This is a genomic window from Arthrobacter sp. 05N33_2 (assembly GCF_056397425.1).
Genome location: NZ_JBFTNJ010000013.1, coordinates 53,317 through 75,060, shown reverse-complemented (window position 1 = coordinate 75,060; position 21,744 = coordinate 53,317). Strand labels below are relative to the sequence as shown.

At 67.8% G+C, this 21,744-nt stretch carries 20 protein-coding genes; 11 read left to right on the top strand and 9 right to left on the bottom strand.

Translation table 11 applies throughout. The features are described from left to right. Window positions 1-10: 10 nt before the first annotated feature. A complete protein-coding gene (locus AC1DHX_RS09065) occupies window positions 11-718 on the bottom strand; it encodes a FadR/GntR family transcriptional regulator (RefSeq protein ID WP_476856831.1) in 708 nt (235 codons plus the stop codon). A 123-nt stretch (window positions 719-841) separates the two neighbouring features. Between AC1DHX_RS09065 and AC1DHX_RS09060 the strand changes: the two genes are divergently transcribed. The 3 genes from AC1DHX_RS09060 to AC1DHX_RS09050 all read left to right on the top strand — a co-directional run bounded on the left by AC1DHX_RS09060 (window position 842) and on the right by AC1DHX_RS09050 (window position 5,209). Further along, complete coding sequence (locus tag AC1DHX_RS09060) at window positions 842-2,251, top strand: SLC13 family permease (protein WP_476899966.1); 1,410 nt, start codon at window positions 842-844, stop codon at window positions 2,249-2,251. Window positions 2,252-2,333: 82 nt separating this feature from the next. Beyond that, window positions 2,334-3,587, top strand: a complete 1,254-nt coding sequence (locus AC1DHX_RS09055; RefSeq protein WP_476856833.1) for a CaiB/BaiF CoA transferase family protein — start codon at window positions 2,334-2,336, stop codon at window positions 3,585-3,587. Further along, on the top strand, window positions 3,581-5,209 hold the full coding sequence (locus AC1DHX_RS09050) for a carboxyl transferase domain-containing protein (protein ID WP_476899965.1): 1,629 nt from the start codon (window positions 3,581-3,583) through the stop codon (window positions 5,207-5,209). Before AC1DHX_RS09055 ends, AC1DHX_RS09050 begins: the two co-directional genes overlap by 7 nt. On the opposite strand, the gene AC1DHX_RS09045 is transcribed toward AC1DHX_RS09050, so the two are convergent. Next, window positions 5,167-5,913 carry a lipoate--protein ligase family protein gene (locus AC1DHX_RS09045; RefSeq protein ID WP_476856835.1) on the bottom strand — a complete coding sequence of 249 codons (747 nt, stop codon included), beginning with the start codon at window positions 5,911-5,913 and terminating at the stop codon, window positions 5,167-5,169. The genes AC1DHX_RS09050 and AC1DHX_RS09045 overlap by 43 nt on opposite strands. A gap of 16 nt (window positions 5,914-5,929) precedes the next feature. Here AC1DHX_RS09045 and AC1DHX_RS09040 point away from each other — a divergent pair, with 16 nt between their 5' ends. Then, window positions 5,930-6,313, top strand: a complete 384-nt coding sequence (locus tag AC1DHX_RS09040) for a DUF2177 family protein (RefSeq protein WP_230010036.1) — start codon at window positions 5,930-5,932, stop codon at window positions 6,311-6,313. Window positions 6,314-6,315: 2 nt separating this feature from the next. Here the strand turns inward: AC1DHX_RS09040 and AC1DHX_RS09035 are convergent, their stop codons facing one another. Continuing rightward, window positions 6,316-7,119 (bottom strand): thioesterase family protein, encoded by an 804-nt coding sequence (locus AC1DHX_RS09035; protein WP_476856836.1) that lies wholly within the window; start codon window positions 7,117-7,119, stop codon window positions 6,316-6,318. Window positions 7,120-7,314: 195 nt separating this feature from the next. Here AC1DHX_RS09035 and AC1DHX_RS09030 point away from each other — a divergent pair, with 195 nt between their 5' ends. From AC1DHX_RS09030 to AC1DHX_RS09020, 3 genes are all read left to right on the top strand, one after another. Beyond that, window positions 7,315-8,025 carry an endonuclease/exonuclease/phosphatase family protein gene (locus AC1DHX_RS09030; RefSeq protein ID WP_476850153.1) on the top strand — a complete coding sequence of 237 codons (711 nt, stop codon included), beginning with the start codon at window positions 7,315-7,317 and terminating at the stop codon, window positions 8,023-8,025. A 95-nt stretch (window positions 8,026-8,120) separates the two neighbouring features. Continuing rightward, window positions 8,121-9,389 (top strand): alkaline phosphatase family protein, encoded by a 1,269-nt coding sequence (locus AC1DHX_RS09025; protein WP_476899964.1) that lies wholly within the window; start codon window positions 8,121-8,123, stop codon window positions 9,387-9,389. Continuing rightward, entirely contained in the window at window positions 9,386-10,576 is a 1,191-nt protein-coding gene (locus AC1DHX_RS09020) for an alkaline phosphatase family protein (RefSeq protein WP_476899963.1), read from the top strand. Before AC1DHX_RS09025 ends, AC1DHX_RS09020 begins: the two co-directional genes overlap by 4 nt. Window positions 10,577-10,582: 6 nt before the next feature. Here the strand turns inward: AC1DHX_RS09020 and AC1DHX_RS09015 are convergent, their stop codons facing one another. Further along, on the bottom strand, window positions 10,583-11,698 hold the full coding sequence (locus tag AC1DHX_RS09015) for an alkaline phosphatase family protein (protein ID WP_476856839.1): 1,116 nt from the start codon (window positions 11,696-11,698) through the stop codon (window positions 10,583-10,585). Between the two features lie 151 nt (window positions 11,699-11,849). Between AC1DHX_RS09015 and AC1DHX_RS09010 the strand changes: the two genes are divergently transcribed. Further along, window positions 11,850-12,890 carry an isopenicillin N synthase family dioxygenase gene (locus tag AC1DHX_RS09010; protein WP_476858384.1) on the top strand — a complete coding sequence of 347 codons (1,041 nt, stop codon included), beginning with the start codon at window positions 11,850-11,852 and terminating at the stop codon, window positions 12,888-12,890. A 69-nt stretch (window positions 12,891-12,959) separates the two neighbouring features. On the opposite strand, the gene AC1DHX_RS09005 is transcribed toward AC1DHX_RS09010, so the two are convergent. The 4 genes from AC1DHX_RS09005 to AC1DHX_RS08990 all read right to left on the bottom strand — a co-directional run bounded on the left by AC1DHX_RS09005 (window position 12,960) and on the right by AC1DHX_RS08990 (window position 16,015). Next, window positions 12,960-13,427, bottom strand: coding sequence for an SRPBCC family protein (locus AC1DHX_RS09005; protein ID WP_223916783.1), 468 nt, complete (start codon window positions 13,425-13,427; stop codon window positions 12,960-12,962). A 50-nt stretch (window positions 13,428-13,477) separates the two neighbouring features. Then, window positions 13,478-13,675, bottom strand: a complete 198-nt coding sequence (locus AC1DHX_RS09000; RefSeq protein WP_223916785.1) for a YegP family protein — start codon at window positions 13,673-13,675, stop codon at window positions 13,478-13,480. 127 nt (window positions 13,676-13,802) lie between these two features. Continuing rightward, the gene (locus AC1DHX_RS08995; protein ID WP_476858383.1) at window positions 13,803-15,467 is read right to left on the bottom strand and encodes a DUF5671 domain-containing protein; all 1,665 of its coding nucleotides are present in this window, start codon (window positions 15,465-15,467) and stop codon (window positions 13,803-13,805) included. Next, window positions 15,464-16,015, bottom strand: a complete 552-nt coding sequence (locus AC1DHX_RS08990; protein WP_476858382.1) for an LpqB family beta-propeller domain-containing protein — start codon at window positions 16,013-16,015, stop codon at window positions 15,464-15,466. Before AC1DHX_RS08990 ends, AC1DHX_RS08995 begins: the two co-directional genes overlap by 4 nt. Before the next feature lie 103 nt (window positions 16,016-16,118). On the opposite strand from AC1DHX_RS08990, the gene AC1DHX_RS08985 reads away from it, so the two are divergent. Next, a complete protein-coding gene (locus AC1DHX_RS08985) occupies window positions 16,119-17,573 on the top strand; it encodes a DUF5129 domain-containing protein (protein WP_476858381.1) in 1,455 nt (484 codons plus the stop codon). Window positions 17,574-17,588: 15 nt separating this feature from the next. On the opposite strand, the gene AC1DHX_RS08980 is transcribed toward AC1DHX_RS08985, so the two are convergent. After that, window positions 17,589-17,783 (bottom strand): DUF1918 domain-containing protein, encoded by a 195-nt coding sequence (locus AC1DHX_RS08980; RefSeq protein ID WP_476850038.1) that lies wholly within the window; start codon window positions 17,781-17,783, stop codon window positions 17,589-17,591. 296 nt (window positions 17,784-18,079) lie between these two features. Here AC1DHX_RS08980 and AC1DHX_RS08975 point away from each other — a divergent pair, with 296 nt between their 5' ends. Further along, a complete protein-coding gene (locus tag AC1DHX_RS08975) occupies window positions 18,080-21,280 on the top strand; it encodes an efflux RND transporter permease subunit (RefSeq protein WP_476856844.1) in 3,201 nt (1,066 codons plus the stop codon). After that, window positions 21,277-21,744 (top strand): hypothetical protein, encoded by a 468-nt coding sequence (locus AC1DHX_RS08970; protein ID WP_476850040.1) that lies wholly within the window; start codon window positions 21,277-21,279, stop codon window positions 21,742-21,744. Before AC1DHX_RS08975 ends, AC1DHX_RS08970 begins: the two co-directional genes overlap by 4 nt.

Here is a 21,744-nt window from a genome sequence, read left to right as displayed (position 1 = left end):
CTATTCCGGTCTAGCTGTTCTTCAGGAGGGCAACGTCGGAGACAAGATCAATGTGCTCCAGCATCGCCGCCGCGGCGGCCGCCGAGTCCCGGGACCGGATCGCGTCGGCGATCTTGCGGTGGGAGGCGAGCGACTGCTCCGGCCGGCCGGGCTGTGCGAGCGATTCGAGGCGCGTTTCCAGGACCATGCCGGCAATGAAGGTCATGAGCTGGGCGAGGACTGCCGAGTGGGCCGCGGCGGTGACGGCCTGGTGGAACAGCTCGTCGCCGCGTGCGCCGCGGTCTCCCGAGGCGACCTCTGCCGCCATGGCTTCGAGGGCGTGATCGATCGCGTCCATGTCCTGCTCCGTGCGGCGGGCCGCGGCCAGTTCGGCCAGCTTGACCTCCAGCGTGCTCCGCGCCTCAACGATCTCGGGCAGACGGCTCCGGTGTTCGCGGAGGCCTTTGATCACGGAGGGAACGTTCGGCCGGTAGACCAGCACCGCTCCGGTGCCGTGCTGGACGTCGATCACGCCAAGCACCTCGAGGGCCACCAGGGCCTGCGCCAGGGTGGCACGGGAAACCCCCAACCGCTCGGCAAGTTCCCGCTCGGCCGGCAACGTGTCCCCGGGGCCCAGCTCGGCGGACTCGATGAAGTCCATGATCTGCTCCACCAGCTGCTCGTAAAGCCGGGGCCGCGAAACGCGGGAAATCTGATGCGTTGCCGCCTGCTTTGCCATGCGCGTCCTTCCAGCCTGTCCTGACCCCTAAGACTACCGGAGAACTATTGACAAAGACACCTAGTGTCTAGGAGGCTAGGCCACTAAGCCAGTCACGAACCACTTCGATCCGGAGGAACAACGATGTCCGCTCCCGTCCTGTCCATCATCATCCTGGCGGTGATGTTCCTTCTGGCCACGGTGCTGCCGCTCAACATGGGTGCCTTGGCCTTCGTCGGCGCCTTCCTGCTGGGCTCCGTGGTGCTGGGGATGTCCACCAACGAGATCCTTGCCAACTTCCCCGGCGGCCTGTTCCTGACCATCGTCGGGGTTACCTACCTGTTCGCCATCGCGCAAAACAACGGCACCATCGACCTGCTGGTCCGGGGCGCCGTTCGGCTGGTCGGCAGCAAGGTTGCCCTGATCCCGTGGGTCATGTTCGCCATCACCGCGGTGATTACCGCCGTCGGCGCCCTCTCCCCGGCCGCCGTGGCCATCATCGCGCCGATCGCCCTCAGCTTCGCCGCCAAACACAAAATCAATCCGCTCATGATGGGCATGATGGTGATCCACGGCGCGCAGGCCGGCGGCTTCTCCCCCATCGCCGTTTATGGCGTCACCGTCAACAGCATCATTGCCAGGACAGAGCTGGACGCCAACCCGATGGCGATTTTCCTGGCGAGTTTCCTCTTCAACCTGGCCATCGCGCTGGTGCTGTTTGTCGTCCTCGGCGGCGGCAAACTGCTGTCCACCCCGGGCGGGCGGCTGGTGGAACAGGCCGCAGAAAAGCGCCTGTCCGTCAGCGTGGGTGCCCGCGCGGCCGGCGTCACGCTGCAGGGGTCCGGATCCGAYATCTCCGCCGCCGGCGTCTCGGCCAAGGGCACCTCAGGCTCCRGCACATCCTCGGCTGCCGGTCCCGCCCCGGCCGTCGCACCTCCGGCCGGCGGCGCCCGTGCATCCATGGCCCAGCTCATCACCATCCTTGGCCTGATCGCCCTGGCCGTCATCTCGCTCGGATTCAAGGTGGACGTCGGCTTTGTTTCAATCACCATCGCGATCGTCCTCGCCCTCGTGTCTCCCGCCGCGCAGAAGGGCGCCGTCAACAAGATCAGCTGGTCCACGGTCCTGCTCATCTGCGGCATGCTCACGTTCGTGGGCGTCCTCGAAGAAGCCGGCACCATCGCATTCGTGTCCGGCGGAGTGGCGGATCTCGGCATGCCCCTGCTCGCCGCCCTGCTGATCTGCTACATCGGTGCCATCGTCTCGGCCTTCGCCTCCTCCACTGCCATCCTCGCGGCCCTCATTCCACTGGCGGTGCCGTTCCTGGCCACCGGCGAGGTCGGCGCCGTCGGCGTGATCGCCGCCCTGGCCGTGGCCTCCACGATCGTGGATGTGTCCCCGTTCTCCACCAACGGCGCCCTGGTCCTGGCCAACGCGCCCGAGGACGTGGACAAGGACAGGTTCTACAAGCAGATCCTGGCCTACAGCGGCATCGTCGTCGCCGTCGGACCGGCCGTCGCCTGGCTGGTCATGGTAGTCCCGGGCTGGATGTGACCGCTGGATGCAGCCGACAAATCAACCAACCGCGCAAGCCCACCGCGCGCCCGCCACGACCGACCAAAGAAGGAACACGTCCATGAGCACCGAACCCATGCCCGACGCCGAAGGCCCCCTCACCGGCTATCTCGTAGTGGACCTGAGCCGCGCGCTCGCCGGCCCGCATGCCGGGATGATGCTGGCTGACCTCGGCGCGCGGGTGATCAAGGTGGAGAACCCCGGTACCGGCGACGACACCCGCGGCTGGGGGCCGCCGTTCGTGGGCCCCGAGGATGATCCGCAGGCCACGTATTTCCTCTCCTGCAACCGCAACAAGGAATCCATTGCCCTGGACTTGAAGAGCGACGACGGGCGGGCAGTGCTGCGTGAGCTGCTGGAACGCGCCGACGTGGTCATCGAGAACTTCCGTCCCGGCGTCCTGGACCGGCTCGGATTCTCCGCCGCGCAGATGCACGCCCTGAATCCGGCGCTGGTGGTCCTCTCCATCACAGGATTCGGGCACGACGGGCCCGAATCCCAGCGCAGCGGCTACGACCAGATCCTCCAGGGCGAGGCCGGGCTGATGTCCCTGACCGGATCCGGGCCGGACGATCCGCAGCGGGTCGGGGTTCCCATCGCCGACCTCCTCTCCGGCATGTACGGGGCGTTCGGCACCCTCGCGGCGCTGCTCCAGCGTGAGCGGACCGGCCAGGGCCAGATCGTCCGCACCTCATTGCTCGCGGCCCTGATCGGGGTCCATGCCTTCCAGGGCACCCGGGCCACGGTTGCGGGCGAAGTGCCGAAGGCGCAGGGCAACCAGCACCCGTCCATTGCCCCCTACGGACTGTTCCACTGCCGGCAGGGCAGGGTGCAGATCAGCGTGGGAAGCGAAAAGCTCTGGAAAACGTTCGCCTCGACGTTCGGGATCGACGCCGCGCGGCCGGAGTTCGCCACCAATGCGGACCGCGTGCGCAACCGCGAGAAAGTCATCGAAGAAGTGGAGCGGGTGTTCTCCGATTTCGAGGCCGAGCCGCTGCTCACCAAACTCAACGACGCCGGCATCCCGGCCGGCAAGGTCAGAACCCTGGACGAAGTCTACGAATGGGAACAGGTCCACTCGCAGCGTCTGGTGGTCGACGTCGAGCACAAAATCCTCGGCACCGTGAGCCTGCCCGGCCCGCCGCTGCGGTTCTTCAGCGCCGCCGGCACCACCGAAACCACGTTGACGTCCCACACCGCGCCGCCGCTGCTGGACCAGGACGGGGAGCAGATCCGGCGGTGGCTGGGGCTGACACCCGGCACCCCAGCGGGCGCGGCCACAGTCACCGGCCAGGAAGGCCCCCGGGCATGCTGACCGGGCAGAAGGTCCGGCACCTGGACGCCACCGAACTCATCACCGCGGTCCTCGATCCCGGGTCCTACCGCAGCTGGGACGCGCCCGTGCTGGACCCCGATCCCGGCCCCGAGTACCGGCAGGAACTGGCCGCCGCCCGGGCCAGGACCGGCGTGGACGAATCCGTCCTTACCGGCGAAGGCCTGATCCGCGGCCGCCGGGTGGCCGTGATCGTCAGCGAGTTCCGGTTCCTCGCCGGCTCCATCGGCCAGGCCGCCGCGGAACGGATCGTCACCGCCGTCGAACGGGCCAYCCGCGAGGGCCTGCCCCTCCTGGCCGGTCCGGCGTCGGGCGGGACCCGCATGCAGGAAGGGACCGTCGCGTTCCTCTCCATGGTCAAGATCAGCGCCGCCGTCCGCACCCACCGCAAGGCCGGTCTGCCCTATCTGGTCTACCTGCGTCATCCCACCACGGGAGGCGTCATGGCCTCATGGGGGTCCCTCGGCCATATCACCGCCGCCGAGCCCGGCGCCCTGCTCGGCTTCCTCGGACCCCGGGTTTACGAGGCCCTCCACGCCACCCCATTCCCGGAGAACGTCCAGACGGCGGAGAACCTTTTCGACAAGGGGCTGATTGATGCGGTGGTCCCGCCCTGGCAGCTGTCTGACGTCGTCGACCGCGCCTTGGGCATCCTGGTCACCGGCCCCCGCCCGCCGGTCGCCGCGCCCGCAACACTGTCCGTGAAGCCGTCCGGCGCCGGCGCCTGGGAGTCGATCGGTATTTCCCGCGACCCCCGCCGGCCGGATGTCCGGCAGCTGCTGGCGCACGGGGCCCGGGACGTGCTTCCGCTCTACGGCACCGGCCAGGGCGAAAAGGACCCCGGCCTCCAGCTGGCCCTGGCCCGTTTCGGCCGGGAATCCTGCGTCGTGATCGGCCACACCCGGCCCCGGGCCACGCGGCCGACAGGCATGGGACAGACGGCATTGGGACAGACGGCGATGGGGCCGGCGTCCCTCCGGGAGGCCCGGCGCGGCATGCGCCTAGCCGAGGAGCTCGGGCTGCCGCTGGTCACCGTCATCGACACCGCCGGCGCCGCCCTGTCCCAGGAAGCCGAGGAAGGCGGCCTGGCCGGCGAGATCGCCCGCTCTCTGCACGACCTCATTGGGATTAACGCACCCACGGTGTCCGTGCTGCTCGGGCAGGGGGCCGGCGGCGGGGCACTGGCCCTCCTGCCCGCGGACCGCACCATCGCCGCGCAGCACGCGTGGCTGTCGCCGTTGCCGCCGGAAGGCGCGAGCGCGATCGTCCATCGGAGCACCGGCTTCGCCGCGGCCATGTCCGAGGCCCAGGGCGTCAACGTCTCGTCGCTGCACGCCAACGGACTCGTGGAACACATCGTGGACGAACGCCCCAACGCCGCCGACGAGGCCCKGGCCTTCTGCAGTCGCCTCGGCCGCGCCATTGAATACGAACTCGCCGCGCTCTCCAAGGCAGGAGTCGACGAACTGCTCCCCCGGCGCCTGGCGAAGTACCGCAACCTGGGCAGCGTCCTTGCGCCGGCCGAGGGACGCCGTCCGGCGGGGTCACCGCTAGATGAGGCTCAGAGCAGGCTCGAGAACTCCGCGTGGCTGAGCGGGGCGTAGCGTCCGTAGGCGGCGATCACCGCGGCCTCGACCGCATCGACGTCCAGGCCCGGCACCAGGTCATCGGCCGCGCCCGCCGTCGCGGGGTCCCATTCGAGGCCGAGGGCGGCGTAGCTGGCCTCCAGGACCGCGCGGATCGGGGCGGAGTCCGCCACCACGATCACGGAGCTGAAGAGCCAGCCGCCGGCGACCACCCGCTGGGCGGTGCCGACCAGCTTGATCCGGTGCTCGGGGACCTCCGGGTCGCTGCCGTGCACGCTGAACTCCCCGGGGCAGTACTCCCCCGGGATCTCACCGACGCCGGCATCCACCCCGGCGTCGCGCAGTGCCCCGGCGAGCAGTTCGCCGAAACGCGAAAACCTCCCCTTGGCCCCGGCAATCGCGTCCGCATCGGGTTCCAGGTGGTCGATGACGAGGGTTCGCTCGTGGTACGCCGCCGCGCGGCCTCCGGCCTTGCGGACCAGCGGCTCGAAGCCCAGCTGCCGGCAGGCGTTGGCAGCGGCCTCGAAGCCTGGCAGGTGCGTGTCGCGCTGGCCGAAGGCGACCGTGGGAACCGGCCGGTACAGCCGCAAGGTGGGACCCAGCGAGCCGGTTTTGACCTTCTGGAGGAGCCCGAGCGCGAAGTCGAGGTCGGCCGCGGCGCCAAGTGATTCCTGCTGCCGCACCACCGTCAGTGTCCGGGACCCGGCTGGCGCCTGCGGCATGTTGTTATGCTCCCTTATGGTCATTCTGCAATTCCTCGTCGTAGCCGCCGCATTCGCCATCATCGACGCCATCTGGCTCAAGACGATGAACCCGTTCTACCGCCGCCAGATCGGTGACCTGATGGCCGACAAGCCCAATCTAGGTTACGCGGTGGTGTTCTACGTGATCTACATTGCCGGGATCGTGTTCTTTGCCCTGACGCCAGCGCTCGACGGCGGCAGCTGGCTCAGCGCTGTGGGCTACGGTGCCGCGCTGGGCGTGTTTGGCTACGCCACCTACGATCTGACAAATGCCGCCACGCTCAAGACGTGGCCGTGGCAGCTGATCGTCGTGGACATCCTTTGGGGTGCCGTGTTGACGGCGCTGGCCACGTTGGCCGGCTGGCTCGTCTTCCACTAGAACTAGGACCTGCGCAGCGTCAGGATCTGTTCCGCGCGTCCGAACGGGCCTGTGAGGTCATGCAGCACCGTGGAGGTGAGCCCGATCCCGTCCGTACCGAACGTGACTTCGTTGTCCAGCCCCAGCCACTCCCCCTCCGGCTGCCGGTACATGTGGATCTGCAGGTCCAGGTTGGGGAAGGCGTAGCTGCCCTTGCCCGGCGGGACCCGGGCGGCGATGCCGTTCGCCGTGTCCACGAGGCCGACCAGCCGGGCGAGGTCGCCGCTGTCCGCCCGGTCTGTCAGCGGGTAGTCGGTGCGGAGCCAGACGGTTCCCGAGCCCGCCCGGTGGCCCTCGGCGATCCGCATGTGCAGTGAGGCGATGTAGCCGCCGGGCCAGACGGCCGCGGCGTCGTACGGCTCGCAGTCCTCCGGCGCCGGAATCCTGGGATCCTCGAAGGCCGCGATGGCGGACGTGTCAGAGGTGATCATCCGCCAGGCCGTGGCGCGAATGGCCGTGCGCCCGCCGGAAACGAGCTCGGCCTGCACCAGTTCGATGGTCCGTCCCGGGCGCAGGGTGGAGGTCACGATCTCGAACTCACCGCCGGGGATCAGCCCGAGGATTTCGTAGCTGAGCCGCGCCATGCGCATGTCTTCGCGGGGCTCATGCCGGGCCAGGCGGTCGGCCATGATGCCGGACGCGGGGGCCATGTGCTGCTCGTGTTCGTTCCAGGCGCCTTGGGCGTGGATGGTGGAGCGGAACCGCCCGTCCCCCAGGACCTCGTAGTAGGAATCGCCCTCGGCAAGTTCCGGTAGTGCAGCAGTCAACGTCCGCCCTTTCGCATGGCTGGTGATTCCAGAACACACTATCCTGCTGCGCTTTCAGTGTTCCCGGCCGCTGTGTTTCCGGCTCCGATCCGGCGCGGACCCCGGACGCGCGTTGCGCTTGTTCCCAACCGATCCGCTCGGACTGGGTAGACTCGGGTGAGGTTTTAACGACTATTCACCGAAGAGGTGCTCCCCCTGCTTAGAGTCATCAGCTACAACCTCCGCAAGCACGCGGCCAGCGGCGAGCTGGTCGATCTGGCACGTGATTTCGAGATTGATGCTTTGTGCCTCCAGGAGTGCGATACGGACGATCTGCCGGAGACCATCGGGGATCTGCACTTGGCCGATTCCACCAAGGGCAACCGGCTGGGCCTGGCGATCTATTACCGCATGAGCCGTTTCACGGCCTACGAGACCAAGACCTTCGCCCTTAAGAAGTCCATGCACGACCGTGTCCTCTCCCCCGCGCACGAGCGGCTCATCGGTACGCGTGTGACCGACAACGAGACCGACCACGAACTCGTCATCGCGTCCTTCCACGCGGCACCGCTGACGGCATCGAACTCACTGCGCCGGAACCAGATCCATGCCGCCCACGCCGAGCTGCTCAGCATGGGCGGTGGGCTGATGTCCCTGATGGTGGGCGACTTCAACTATCCGTTCTTCACCAAGTCCCTGACAGCGCAGATGAAGGACGCCGGCTACGACCTCACGATGAGTGACCGACGCACCTACACCCGGTACAAGGTCTTCAAGGGCCATTTCGATTTTGCCACTTCCCAGGGGCTGGAGATCGAAAGCGTGGAAACCCTGGCCCGAGGCGCGTCGGACCACCTTCCCATCCTGATCACGGCCGAATACGGCCAGGAGGCGCCCCCCAACGGTTCAGGACCCGCGGAGCCTTAGCGGCCGGTCCGGGGGTACGAACACCCGGTGAACACCCGGTGAACCGGGCATCGAAAGCATGCTTATCGTAATCTGCCTGTGATCTACTGCTGGGCGTGAACTTCTCAAGACGCACGTTCCTGACCGCCGCCGGAACGGCCGCAGCCACCGCGCTGGCCGCCGGCAACAGCTGGCGGGCAGCGGAGGCCGCCACTGCCGCCCTGCCCCCGGCCGCCGCATCCGGCATTGACCACATCATCGTGTTGATGATGGAAAACCGTTCCTTCGACCACTTCCTGGGCTGGCTGCCCGGTTCAGACGGCCAGCAGGCCGGCCTGAGCTACACGGACCGCTATGGGACTCCGCACACCACGCACCACCTGACGGACTTCCAGGGCTGCGGACACCCGGACCCGGACCACTCGTACGAGGGCGGCCGGATCCAGTACAACGGCGGCAAGAACAACGGTTGGCTCCTGGCCGGGGAAAACGACGGGTTCGCCGTCGGCTATTACGACGCCGCCGACCTCGATTTCTGGCGCCAGGCCGGCCCGGACTGGACCGTCTGCGACCGGTACTTTGCCGCCACGATGGCCGAAACCTACCCGAACAGGTTCTACCAGCACGCGGCGGCCACCGACCGGCTGCACAACTCCACCGTGACATCCRCGCTCCCGACCATCTGGGACCGGCTGGCCGCCGCCGGGGTGGACGGAAAGTACTACTACGGCGATATCCCGTTCACCGCGCTCTGGGGCACGAAGTACCTCGGGATCTCGCACCACTACTCCGAATTCCTCTCTGACGCCGGCGCCGGCAGCCTGCCCGCGGTGTCCTTCGTGGATCCGCGGTTCACCGACGAGGGATCGGGAACATCCGGCGATGACCACCCGCACGCGGACATCCGCTCCGGGGAGACATTTCTCGCCGAGGTCTACAACGCCGTCACCACCGGCCCGGGGTGGGCCAAGACGCTGCTGGTGATCAACTATGACGAGTGGGGCGGCTTCTACGACCACGTCGCCCCCGGTACGGCCCCGGACATGAGCGCCGCGACGGCGCTGAGGGGCTTCCGGGTGCCGTCCGTGGTCATCTCCCCGCGCGCCCGACGCCGGTACGTCGCCCACGACATCTACGATCACACGTCCGTACTGAAGGCCATCGAATGGCGGTGGAACCTGCCTCCGCTGACGCCCCGGGACAGCGCGGCCCGCAACATCGCCGAAGTCCTGGACTTCGGCGCACCGGCAAACCTGACCGCTCCCACCTACCTGGTCCCGCCCTTCGTGGCCGGCCCGGCCTGCACCCCCGTGGGGCCGCCGCCGGCCGAGGAATGGTCCGGACTCAAACAGAAAGCACTCGCCGACGGATGGAAACTCCCGTGAACCCCACCACCACAGAAACCACGACGGCGGCCCCCGGGCCCCTCCGGCGGGTCMGCAGGCCAGCTCTGCGGGCCTCCGCCGCGGCCATCGTCCTGCTGGCGGCGGCGGCGATCGGCTGCGGACCGGCCCAGCCGGCTGCCACAGCCAGCGCTCCGACAGCCACCTCGGGCCAGGGCTACCTGCCCGGCGCCAAACATGTCTTCATCATCAACCTGGAAAACAAGGGTTACGACGGGACGTGGGGCCCGGCGTCGGCCGCCCCGTACCTGTCCCAGACGCTCAGGGGCCAGGGGGTGCTGCTGAACCAGTACTTCGGCACGGCCCACAATTCTCAACCGAACTACGTCGCCCAGATTTCCGGCCAAGGMCCCAACCCSCARATGCAGGCCGAYTGCCAGACCTACTCACCGTTTGTCGGAAGTGGCACGGCCAGTCCCGGCCAGGCGGTCGGAGACGGCTGTGTCTTCCCGGCCAGCGTGCCCACGGTGGCCGGCCAACTGACGGCCGCAGGCAAGACGTGGAAGGGCTACATGGAAGACATGGGAACGCCCTGCCGGCATCCGGCCCCCGGCGCGGTGGACGACACTCAGAAGGCCAAGGTCGGGGACCAGTACGCGACGCGTCACAACCCTTTCGTCTACTTCGCCGGGATCACCGGCTCCCCGGACTGCGCCAAGAACGACGTCGACCTCAGCGCCCTGAAGACAGACCTCGCGTCAACCGCCACGACCCCCAATCTGTCCATGATTACGCCGAACCTCTGCCACGACGGCCACGACGCCCCGTGCGTGGACGGACAACCGGGTGGCCTGGCCAGCGCCGACGAGTGGCTCAAGCAGTGGGTGCCGGCCATCACCTCGTCCCCGGCGTTCAAACAGGACGGCGTCCTGGTGGTCACCTTCGACGAGTCCGACGGGCCGCAGTCGGACGCCACCGCCTGCTGCGGCGAAACCGCCGGACCCAACTCACCCGAGCCGGGCATCACCGGCCCCGGCGGCGGCCGCGTCGGCGCGCTCGTGATCTCACCCTTTACCAAGGGCGGAACCTGGTCCACCACTCCCTATAACCACTACAGCCTGCTGGCCAGCATCGAAGACACCTTCGGCCTGCCGTACCTGGGCTACGCGGGAGCCCCTGGACTGAACCGCTTCGGACTCGACGTCTACAACGCAGGCGTCCAGGGGTGACGCGCGCTAGGACCCGGCGTTAAAGACGTCCCCGCCGAAACTGTCCAGACCCGGCGCCCCGGCGTACCCGAGGCGCGGGAGCGAGAACGCGTCTTCGATGCTGGCCAGGAGGCTGAAGTGGTTGTAGGGCCGGTCCGACGTCGTGCCGCCCTTGGTGAGCGGCGAGAGGACCAGCGCACCAATCCTGCCGCCGGCCGTCCCTCCGGGCAGCAGCCCTGAGGGCCCAACTGTCTTGCCCTCGGACTCGTCGAAGGTGATCACCAGCATCCCGTCCTGCCGGAAGGCCGGGGAATCCAGGATGGCCGGAACCTGCTGGCTCAGCCAAGTGTCGGCGGCGGCCAGTCCGCCTGCGCTGCCGTCGACGCAGGGGTTGTCGTGGCCGTCATTGCAAAGATTGGGCGAAATGTAGGACAGGTTGGGGGTGGTGGCTACGGACCGGAGGTCGCCGCGGAGTTCGCTGAAGTCCACCACGTTGCTCTGGCAGTCCGGTGACGAGGTGATGGCCTGGAAATACACGAACGGGTTGTGCCGCGTTGCATACTGGTCACCCACCTTGGCGCCCTGGCTGGTGTCCTGCCCGCCGAGTTCGGGATGACGGCACGGCGTGCCCATGTCTTCCATGTAACCCTTCCAGGTCTTGCCTGCGGCACTGAGCTGCCCGGCGACCGTGGGGACCGAGGCCGGATAGACGCAGCCGGCGCCCTCCGCCAGGCCGAGCGCGCCCGTCCCCGTCAGCTCAAACGCGGCGTAGGTGGGGCAGTCCTCCCTCGTCATGGCATTGGACGGCTGGCCGGAGATCTGGGCCAGGTAGTTCGGGTTCGAATTGTGGGCGATCCCGTAATACTTGGAAAGCAGGACGCCCTGGCTGCGGAGCGTCTGCGACAGGTAGGGGGCCTCCGAGCCTGCGCCCCACACCTTGTTGTAGCCCTTGTTCTCGAGATTGATGACGAACACGTGCCCGGGCTTCGACGCCGCCCCCGCGGTGGCGGTGCCCCCGGCAGTGGGACCCGGGCTGGCGCCCGGCGGCCCCGGCTCGCACGCCGCTGCCGACGCCACCAGGACTGCTGCAACAAGCAGCCGCGCGGCGATTCGCCGATGATTTTTCGTGGCAGTCCGGCTCATGGATTCCGGCTTTCTGATTGACCTGTCAGCGTGGATTTGGCGGCTTCAGTGTCTGCACTCTTTCACACCGCGGTCAAGAAAACCCGCGAGGACCCTGCACAGTTGCTGGGAATGAGTTCAGTAGTGAATGCTGTGGTGGTACTTTGCACTCATGGGCGCACCATCGGATTCCATTCCGCTCCTGGACCTGAGTACCGCCAGGGGGCGCGACGGCAGGTTTGACCCGGCGTTTATTGATGCACTGCGCGAYGCCACGCACCGGGTGGGCTTCTTCCAGCTGACCGGTTACGGGGCCTCGGCCGCCGAGGTGGATGAGCTCTTCGACGTCACGCGGCGCTTCTTCGAGCTTCCGCTTGCATCACGGCTGGAACTGGACAACCGGCTCTCGCCCCATTTCCGCGGTTACACGCGGCTGGGCCACGAAATCACCCAGGGGCGGCCGGACGCGCGGGAGCAGCTGGATATTGGACCGGAGCGTCCCGCCGTGGAGGACTACCCGCCGGATCAGCCGTACTGGCTGGTCCAAGGGCCGAACCTGCTGCCGGACCGGGCGCTGCCCGAGCTGCGCACCGTGTGCATGGCCTGGGCGGAACGGATGTCCGGCGTCGGGGCCGAATTGCTCAGCGCCATCGCCGTGTCGCTGGAACTGCCCGAAGGATACTTCGATGAACCCTTCCGGGACTCACCGGCCTGGATGGCCAAGTTGGTCCACTACGTCGGCGGCGTCGTCGCTGATGCCGGTCCGCAGGGTGTCGGCGCGCACGCGGACTACGGCTTTGTCACCTTGTTGCTCCAGGACCAGGTCGGCGGCCTGCAGGTACTCCCGCCGGGCACGGACAGCTGGATTCCGGTCGAACCCATTCCGGGGGCCCTGGTCATCAACCTGGGCGAAATGCTCGAAGTCGCGACCCAGGGTTACCTGGCCGCCACCATCCACCGCGTCGAGGCGCCCCCGGCCGGCGTCGACCGCTACACAGTCCCCTTCTTCTTCTCGCCCCGGCTCGATGCCGTCATTGAGCCAGTGCCCCTGCCTCCCGCACTCGCGGCCCGGTCCCGGGGGGTCACCGATGATCCGGACAATCCGATGCTCGCGTCCTACGGCGCAAACGTGCTCAAAGGCTGGCTGCGGGCCCACCCCGAGGTCGCCCGGATTCATCACCCGGAACTGGTCCGGAGCGCCGGGCAGACCTGAAGGGCAGCATTCCACCGGCCAACGTGCCGGGAATGACGGGCCGCCGGGGCGGCCCGGYGGCGTCCCGACTCAGGCCTGTCGCTGTTTCACGGCGCCGGCCAGCGAGGCCAGGCCCTTTTCGAAGTCGGCGCCAACCATCTTGTCCATGTTCATGAACAGGGCGAACACTTTGCCGATGCCCTTGTTCTCCCCGGTCATCGTCCAGGTGACCTGAGTGCCATCACCGGAGGGCGTGAACGTGAAGGAGGTGGGGTTGACCGCTTTGAAGGGCTTGGTGAATTCCAGACGGATCTTGATGTTGCGCGGCTCGGCCGTGTCCACGATTTCCATGGTGCCGGAGCCGGCCTTGCGGTTTCCGCTCCAGGTGTACTTGGCACCGACGCCGGATTCGCTGCCGGAGTAGCTCCGTTCCATGGCCGGATCAACGGCCTCCCAAGGGGACCATTTGGTCCATTCGTGGAAGCTGTTGACCAGCGGAAAGATCTCCTGCGCCGGGGCTGGAATGACTGCGCTGCGGGTAACTTCATAAGTAGACATGCGGCAATCCTAGGCGGTGACCGGCCCAACCGGGCGCGTGCCCTGCGGGTTCACCCCTTCTCAGCGGCTGCCTCCGTCAGATCGACCACCGGCGAGGCCGCGTTCTTCTTGACGGACTCGACCCCGCCCATGGCACTGGCCTTGGTCTTGTAGCTCTCCGAGGAGGCGATCACCTCGCCGTTGGAGGCCTTAAGCCGGAACCGGAATCCGCCGGACTTGTCTTTGTAGACCTCATACTTGCCAGCCATGCTGCATCCCTGATTTCTCCGTTGTTGTGGCCGGCCGGGGAGCCGGCACGGATCAGATTAGCGCCGCCGCAACCGGCTGACCAGAGTCCTTCGGTTGCCCGGCCCGACCAGGCTCAGGACAGGCCGGTCAGCCCTGCAGCGGGATGACCTCAATTCCCCCGTGCTGATCGGCAACGACCAGAACCCGGGGCGCCGCCACACCCTCCAGTGCGGCCGCCAACCGCTTCTCCTGGGCCCCGGCATCGCCCGCACCGGCAACGCCGGCACCGGCAGCGCCGGCAACGCCAGCAGCGCCGGCACCGCCGTCGGCCCGTTTCCACACCGTGACGCCGGCCCCGGTGACCTCGCCGATGACGCGCCGCAGCGGTGCGGGGTCGGATCCCGCCACGAGGAACACGTGGCCGATGGTTCGCGGACGGACCGGACCGGCCGCGGCGAGCACGGCGCGGTCCTGCCGCCACACGGCAAAGTGGTACCCGAACACGAGTCCCGTGGCGACCAGGAGCCCCAGGGGTGCGCGGATCCGGTCCACGAGGCTTCCCCCGCTGACCTCGCCCAGGACGAACTCGAAGATCCGGAACCCGATCACCAGCAGCGTGACCACCGCCACCACGGCGCTCAGGCCGAACACGGCCACCAGGTAGATCCGGCGCGCGTTCAGGCCGGCGCCGGTCGCCGCCGCCTGCTCCACGCGCCGCCACGCAAGCCACCAGACCGGCCCGCCAACCAGGAGCGAGCTGATTCCCGCAAGCAGCAGCGTCCGCGCCCCGGAGCCGGCCAGCGGCGTCGCCGTCATGGCGAGGACCGAGTTGACGATCACGCCTATCCCGGACGCTGCCGCGACCAGGGCGACGCCGGAGGTTACCAGCCTGCCGCCCTGAAGCGTGGCCTCTGAGCGCCCGCGCGCGATGTTGCGGTGGTAGACCCAGACGAGGCAGCCGATGGCGGCCGCAGACACAGCCGGCGCGAGGGGCTCCAGCAGGAGCTCCTGCGGTTCGGAACGGTCAAACAGCAGGCGAAGGACCACGAAGAGCGCCACCCCGGCTCCGCCCAAGGTCAGAACGCCGGCGCCAAGCACCCCGACCGTGATGAGCGCGACGTCGGCCAGCCCGGTCCGCAGCCTCCGGCCGCCGTCGTGATTCCAATGCCACCACCAGATAATGGTTCCGCCGACGGCCCAGACCAGGGATTGCAGCGCCGACACCCACCACGGTTTGCCCACCGACACCTCCGTCGCGGCTCCCCGCAGGGCGGCATCCAGCAAGGTGGATAAGGCTGCGACGGCGCCGCCCACGCCCAGCACGAGCCCCAGCACCGAGCCGAGCACCGTAGGGACACCGGAGAGGACTGTCGGATTCTTCCGGGGGTCACGCCACATCCACCGGTGCCAGGCCCAGACCGCAGCCCACACCAGACCTGTGGCCAGGGACAGCCGCCACTGAAGGCCCTGCCCGCCGATCAGCGAGGACAGAGTGTTCAGCACGTTGGTGGCCGCGATGAGCAGGGCGAGCAGGTAGGCGCCTGCCAGGTAGAGACCCCAGCCGATGGCGGACCGCTCCTCCGGGTCCTCGAGCCGCCGCCAAACCGCCCACCACAAAAGGGCCGCGAGCGGCCCGGCAATCAGGGCGAACGCCAGCGAGCGCGCGAGCCCGGCGACGTCGTCCGGGGCCAGCTCTGTCCCCGCCACCAGCAGGCGGCCCAGCAGTCCGCTGAGCCCGACGGCGGTGGTCACCACCAGTGCGAACAGCAACGCGTAGGTGATGAGCCGGCGCACTGTCCCTTGGGCGCTCATTGCTTCGCCTCGCCGGTGCACACTGCCAGGGGCCAGGGCACGGTGTCGATCAGCCAGCCGTTGCCCGCCCGAACGAGGTCAAACGCGTCCTCCACCTGGTATTCGGCGCTGCCGAAGGGACCGCCCGGCTCGGACACAGTGATGAGCACCCTCACGTCCGCGGATTCCGGCCGCTCGGTGGTGGACACCAGCGTGACTCGCAGGTTCCGGGCCGAGGGGCGTGACCCGGTTGTGCACTTGCTCCGGGCGGCCGGCGTCAGGTAGGCGGAGGCGGCCGCCTCATCCCCGGCAATGACGGCGGCGGCGTAGCGCTGCGCGACGCCGGCGGGCGTTGACTCGGCCAGGGGCGCGGGCTCCCCGCGGGTGAAGACCACTGCCAGCGCGATGATCACGATCACCGCGATCGCGGCCATGATGGCCAGCAGGGTCCGGTCAGCCCTGGTGCGGCGCGGCTCCCCCGCCTCCCCCGGCTTTTCCGGGCCGGGATCCTCCGGGCCGGGATCCTCCGGGCGGGGTTCCTCCGGCAGTCCTTCAGGCGGCGGCCTCATGGCGCAAGTATGGACGCCGTCCAGCGCACGGTCACGATGTCTTTCGTCCCCTTTCCGCGGCGTCCGCGTCGACGCAGCCAAAGCCAGCCACTACGCTCGGAAAATGGGAATCATGCGCAAAGCCCTCGCCGCTGCTGTTGTGCTGATGGCCGGCCTTCTCGTCGGGGCCCCGGCCGCGCTCGCCACGACGCCGACCGCCGTCGTCATTGAAGACCGCGCCGGGGTGTTGGACCAGCGGACGCTGTTGCCGGCGGTTCAGGCCACCGACTTTTATGAGCCCACCAAAGTTGCGGTCTACACCTATAACGGCACTGCCGCCGACAATCTGAACGAAGAAGTCCTGCGGTTCGCCCGCACCGAACATCCCGAATGGATCAGTGCCGACGGGCAGAAGTGGGCAGACGGACTGTTCATCTTCGCCCTGGATCCGGTGGGCCGGCATGTGGGGACGTACATGGGTGAGGACCGGAAGGTCTCGCCCGAACAGCGCGAGGACATCCAGAACGCCGCCAAAGAGCTGCTTCGCGATGCGCAGTGGACCGAGGGCACCATTGCCGGGATCCGCCGCGGCGCCGAACTCATCGATCAGCCGTGGTACCGTTCCACAGCCTTCCTCGTCACAGCCTGGGCGGCGGTGGCCGCCGCGGTCTGCGCAGCCGCGGCCTGGCTGATCGTGCGGTGGCGGACCCGGGTGTCCAGCCGGAAGGAACTGGCCCGGGGCGACGCCAGCTACGCCAATGTCAGCATGGACCTGCAGGTGACCGAGCTCAACGCCAGCACCATTCCCGAGTCCTCCCGGTACGGGAGCACGGTGCTGGAAAAGCACCGCACGTTCGTGAACCGCTACGGTACGGCCACCGAACTTTCCACCCAGGTACACGCCCTCAGCAGCAGGGACCTGAGCCGCCGGCCCAACCTCAAACTGGTCCGGAGTTACGCCGACGCCGCGGCCGAACTCGACGCCCTGGACGACGTGATCGCCGATACCAATGCCCTGCTCAACCGGGGCTCGTCCTGGCCTGCCGCCTGGGACCGCCAGCTCGCGCCGTTCCGCAACGATCTGGACGGCGTGGAAGACCTGCTCAGCCAGCGCCGGGCCGAGGGAACCTCGGGGACGGCGCTGGCACTGCGGTCCTTCCGCGATGAAAGCCGGCGCGACATGGAGCGCTGGTCGACGGAACTGGCGGACGGCTCCATCACACCGGAAACGGCGCTGGACAGGTTGCGTGACGCCCGGACCCACCTCTCGGAGCTGTTGAAAAATCACGCCGACACCCTGATCCAGGCCTTTGCCCGCAATGAGAAGGAAGCCGGGCTCATGCGCGAGGAAATGGACAGCGCGCAGGCGGGAACGAAGGCAAAATACGGCCGCACGTACGAGCCAAGCATCCTCGGAACGGTGTACCCGTCCTACTACTTCTTCTCGGTCCCGAGCTTCAACACCGGCTTCAGCAGCGGCATCAGCAGCGTCAGCAGCGCGCGCGGCGGCGGCACCACCACCGGGTACGGGTCCAGCGGCGGAAGCTTTTCCGGGTCCGGGAGCTCGTCGAGTTTCTAGGGCGCGCTAACGGACCTAGGGCCCGCCCGCGGCCTTTTCGACGGCGAAATCCCCACCGGGAAACATGATCGTTTCGTGGCCGTCGTCGAACCGGACCAGGTACGGCGGCGCACCGTCGGCACCCTTCACTTCAAGGATCAGACCGTGCCGGTCCGTGGACTCGACCGTCGTCCCCCGGATGATGATGCGGTCCCCTGCGGTTGCCTTCATGGCGGTCACCTGTATCCCTATTGACGCCTGTGTGCCCGAAGATCATTATGGCTCTTATCGGCTGGGGGGCGCTATGGCCTGAGGTTGAGGAGCCGCGCCGTGAATGGTAAATGTGCAGTTGGCCAAGCAGGAAAAGCAGTCAGCACCCTTTTCCCGGTGATCGGTTTCGCGGCAGGACCGCGCCACGACCCGCCCCCTCCCTCCGCCCACCCCGACGGCCCGGGACACCGGCGACGCCGACGCGGACGTAATCCCGCCAGCCCGTGCACCACGGTGGAGCCAGCGGGGTACCGGCCATGATGAATGCAATCGTGCGCTGGACGCTGCAGTTCCGGCTCTTGGTCCTGGCCGCCGCGGCAGGAATCCTGGCCCTCGGGCTCACCAATCTGCCGGGCATGTCCGTGGACGCCTTTCCGGAATTCGCCCCGCCGCAGGTAGAGATCCAGACTGAAGCCCTGGGACTCTCGGCCGCCGAGGTTGAGCAACTCGTCACCTCGCCCATGGAGGCCGACCTGCTGAACGGGGTGGCCTGGGTTGAAGCCATCCGGTCCAAATCCGTGCCCGGCCTTTCGTCGATCCAGATGGTTTTCAAGCCGGGGACCGACATTTTGCGGGCACGCCAGCTCGTCTCGGAACGGCTGACCCAGGCGCGTGCACTGCCGAATGTTTCGGCGGCTCCAGTGCTCATGCAGCCGCTGTCCTCGACCAGCCGGGTCATGATGGTCCGGCTAACGTCCAAAAACATGTCCGCCATCGACATGTCCGTCCTGGCCCGCTGGACCATGAAGCCCGGACTCCTTGCCGTTCCCGGCGTCGCGAACGTGGCGATCTGGGGCCAGCGCGACCAGCAGCTTCAAGTCCTGGTGGACCCGGCACAGCTCGAAGCCAAGGGCGTCACGCTGGACGAAATCATCAAGACGACCGGCAACTCCGTCTGGGTTTCGCCACTTAGCTACCTGGAAGCATCCACACCGGGCACCGGCGGTTTCTTCGAGACGGGCCACCAGCGGATCGGCGTCCAGCATGTCCTGCCTATCACCACGCCGGAAGACCTGGGCCAGGTTCCTGTCCAAGGTCCGGCCGGCAATCTCCTGCTCAAAGACGTGGCAACGGTGGCAACCGACCACCAGCCTCTGATCGGCGACGCCCTGCTCAGCAATGAAGCCGAGTTGCTGCTGGTCATCGAAAAGTTCCCGGAGACCAACACGATGGACGTGACTCGGGGCGTTGACGAGGTCCTCCGGGAGCTCCAGCCCGGCTTGCCCGGAGTCGTGATCGATACCAGCGTCTACCGRCAGGCCTCCTTTATCGACGAAGAGGTCGGGACGCTCGGCGTCGCTGCGCTGATCGCGCTGCTGCTGATCGTTGCCCTGTTTGGCGCTTTCTTCCGTTCCTGGCGTACGGCCCTGATCACCCTGATCACGATTCCCGTCTCGCTGACCGCGGCAGCGCTGGTGCTCGATCTGCGTGGCACCGGGATGAACACCATGGTCCTGGCCGGCATGGTGCTTGCCCTGGCCGTCATCGTAGGCGACGTCGCGGAAGACCTGAACGGCATCGCGCGGGCACGCAGCGCCGCGGCCAGGTCCGGCCACGAAACTGCCGACGGCGGGACGGAGGCCGGCCAGGACCTGTCACAGGACCAGCGCCGACGCGACTCCGTGATCCCGGGCGCCCTGCGGGCAGCCCGCACGCCAATGCTCTACTCGCTGCTGATTATGGCGCTGGCCGTCATGCCCGCGCTCTTTATTTCCGGTGAGAACGGCGCCCTGTTCGGACCCTTGGTCCAGAGCTATCTGCTGGCCCTGGTTGTCTCGATGATCGTGGCGCTCACGGTCACGGCGGCACTGGCGTTCGTCCTTCCGGTCGGTTCCAAGGCGCCGCAACGGCGTTCCCTGGCGCGGCTGCAAGGCGCCTACGGCCGGACCGTGACGCGGCTGACGCAAAAGACGCGGTGGGTATTCGCAGCCGCGGCGGTGCTGGCGGTGGCCGGACTGGCGCTCGCACCCCAGCTGGCCGGGACCCGTCCTGTGGTGCCGGTGCTGGCGGACAAGACGCTGGTGGTGCACTGGAGCGCGATAGCAGGCACCTCGGACCAGGAAATGAGCCGGATCACCGAGGCTGCTGCCGTAGAACTGCGCACCGTCCCGGGCGTGGCCAATGTCGGAGGACACGTCGGGCGCGCGATCACTTCGGATCAGGTCGGTGACGTCAGCTCCGGCGAGCTGTGGGTGACCGTGGCCCCGGACGCGTCCTACCCGGACACGGCCGCCGCCGTCGACCGCGTGATCGCAGGCTACGCGGGCCTGACCAGCAAAATTTCCACCTACCCGCAACAACGCATCGACCGGATCCGCGAAGAAGCCGATAGCGGCTTTGCCGTCCGGGTCTTTGGCCTGGACCCGACAGTCCTGCGGCAGAAGGCGGCGGAGGTCCAAACAATCCTGGAGCACACAGCCGGCGTCGTTAATCCCCACGTCGACCTGCCCCCCGAACAGCCGATCGCCGAGGTCAGAGTGGACCTCGCCGCGGCCCAAAAAGCCGGCGTCGTCCCCGGTGATGTACGGCGCGCGGCTGCCGCCCTGCTGCAAGGCATCGAAGTCGGCAACCTGTACGAACAGCAGAAGGTCTTCTCTGTCATCGTGAAGGGGAATGCGGCCACCCGCAGCAGCCTGGACAGCGTCCGCAACCTGATCATTGACACCCCCAACGGCGGGCACGCCCGCCTCGGCGACGTCGCGCAGGTGACCATGGTCGGGAACGAGTCCGTGATCCTGCACGACGACACCTCGCGGCGCATCGATGTGAAGGCCGACATCCAGGGCCGTCCGCTGGGCGACATCGAAGGAGACATCAACACGGCCCTGCAGCAGATGCAGTTCCCGATTTCCTATCACGCCGAGATCCTCACCCAATACGCCCAGCAGCAGAACAATTACCAGTGGCTCTGGCTGCTCGCGGCGGTTGCCGCGGCCGGCATCCTGGTTCTGCTGCAGACGGCGACGGGGAGCTGGCGGCTCGCCGGCCCGCTCTTCCTGGGCCTGATCCTGGCAATGTCCGGCGGTGTGCTGGCCGCCCAGGCTACGGGCGGGGTCAACTCGCTGGTGGCCCTGGTCGCCTTCGCCGCTGTGCTGGGGATCGCCGTGCGYGGCACACTCCTGCTGACGGGCCAGGTCCGGGATTTACGGGCAACAGATGCTTCGGCGCCCTGGCCTGCGCTGGTGGTCCGCGGAAGCAGGGAGAGACTGGGACCCATCCTGCTGTCGACCGTGATCACGGCCCTGGCGCTTTTGCCCCTGGTCCTTCTGGGCGGCGTCGTCGGAACGGAAATTATCCTGCCGCTTGCCGTGATCATCTGGGGCGGCCTGCTGACAACAACTTTCTTCACCCTGTTTGTTGTGCCCGCTGTGCTGCTTCGGTTCGAGCCGAAGCAAGCACCCAGCGCGCGGACCGGTCAGGGCACCGCAGCACCAACGGAAAGCCAGGATGCGTCGTGAACTCCACACTTTCGCCGAGGGGCCACAAGGTCGCGGTTTTCATCCTTGCGCTGTTCGTGACGGCGTTCACCGCTCTCTCCGCCACAGGTTGCGCCCAGGCGCCGGAGGCCGCACCGTCCGAAGGCGAACCGGCGGCTATCGCTGAAGTCCCCGGCACGGACCTTCACCGGCTCACCCTCACCGAGCACGCCATTGAACGGGTCGGGATCGCGACAGCTGTGGTTGCCGTAGATCCCAAGACCGGGAAGCTCACCGTCCCCTACGGGGCCATACTCTACGACAGCTCGGGCAACGCATGGGTCTACACCAACCCCGAGCCCCAGGTCTACGTCCGCCAGTCCATCACCGTCCAGCGCATCAATGGCGACGTCGCCGTCCTGACGGACGGGCCGCCGGCAGGGACCGTGGTTGTCACGACAGGGGCCGAGGAACTTCTCGGCACCGAATTCGATACGGCCGAGTGA

What these genes read in the sequence shown, in the direction of transcription:
- AC1DHX_RS09065 (WP_476856831.1), bottom strand. Translation starts at nt 718, where the DNA reads ATGGCAAAGCAGGCGGCAACGCATCAGATTTCCCGCGTTTCGCGGCCC.
- AC1DHX_RS09055 (WP_476856833.1), top strand. Translation starts at nt 2,334, where the DNA reads ATGAGCACCGAACCCATGCCCGACGCCGAAGGCCCCCTCACCGGCTAT.
- AC1DHX_RS09045 (WP_476856835.1), bottom strand. Translation starts at nt 5,913, where the DNA reads ATGCCGCAGGCGCCAGCCGGGTCCCGGACACTGACGGTGGTGCGGCAG.
- AC1DHX_RS09040 (WP_230010036.1), top strand. Translation starts at nt 5,930, where the DNA reads ATGGTCATTCTGCAATTCCTCGTCGTAGCCGCCGCATTCGCCATCATC.
- AC1DHX_RS09015 (WP_476856839.1), bottom strand. Translation starts at nt 11,698, where the DNA reads ATGAGCCGGACTGCCACGAAAAATCATCGGCGAATCGCCGCGCGGCTG.
- AC1DHX_RS09005 (WP_223916783.1), bottom strand. Translation starts at nt 13,427, where the DNA reads ATGTCTACTTATGAAGTTACCCGCAGCGCAGTCATTCCAGCCCCGGCG.
- AC1DHX_RS09000 (WP_223916785.1), bottom strand. Translation starts at nt 13,675, where the DNA reads ATGGCTGGCAAGTATGAGGTCTACAAAGACAAGTCCGGCGGATTCCGG.
- AC1DHX_RS08995 (WP_476858383.1), bottom strand. Translation starts at nt 15,467, where the DNA reads ATGAGCGCCCAAGGGACAGTGCGCCGGCTCATCACCTACGCGTTGCTG.
- AC1DHX_RS08990 (WP_476858382.1), bottom strand. Translation starts at nt 16,015, where the DNA reads ATGAGGCCGCCGCCTGAAGGACTGCCGGAGGAACCCCGCCCGGAGGAT.
- AC1DHX_RS08985 (WP_476858381.1), top strand. Translation starts at nt 16,119, where the DNA reads ATGGGAATCATGCGCAAAGCCCTCGCCGCTGCTGTTGTGCTGATGGCC.
- AC1DHX_RS08980 (WP_476850038.1), bottom strand. Translation starts at nt 17,783, where the DNA reads ATGAAGGCAACCGCAGGGGACCGCATCATCATCCGGGGGACGACGGTC.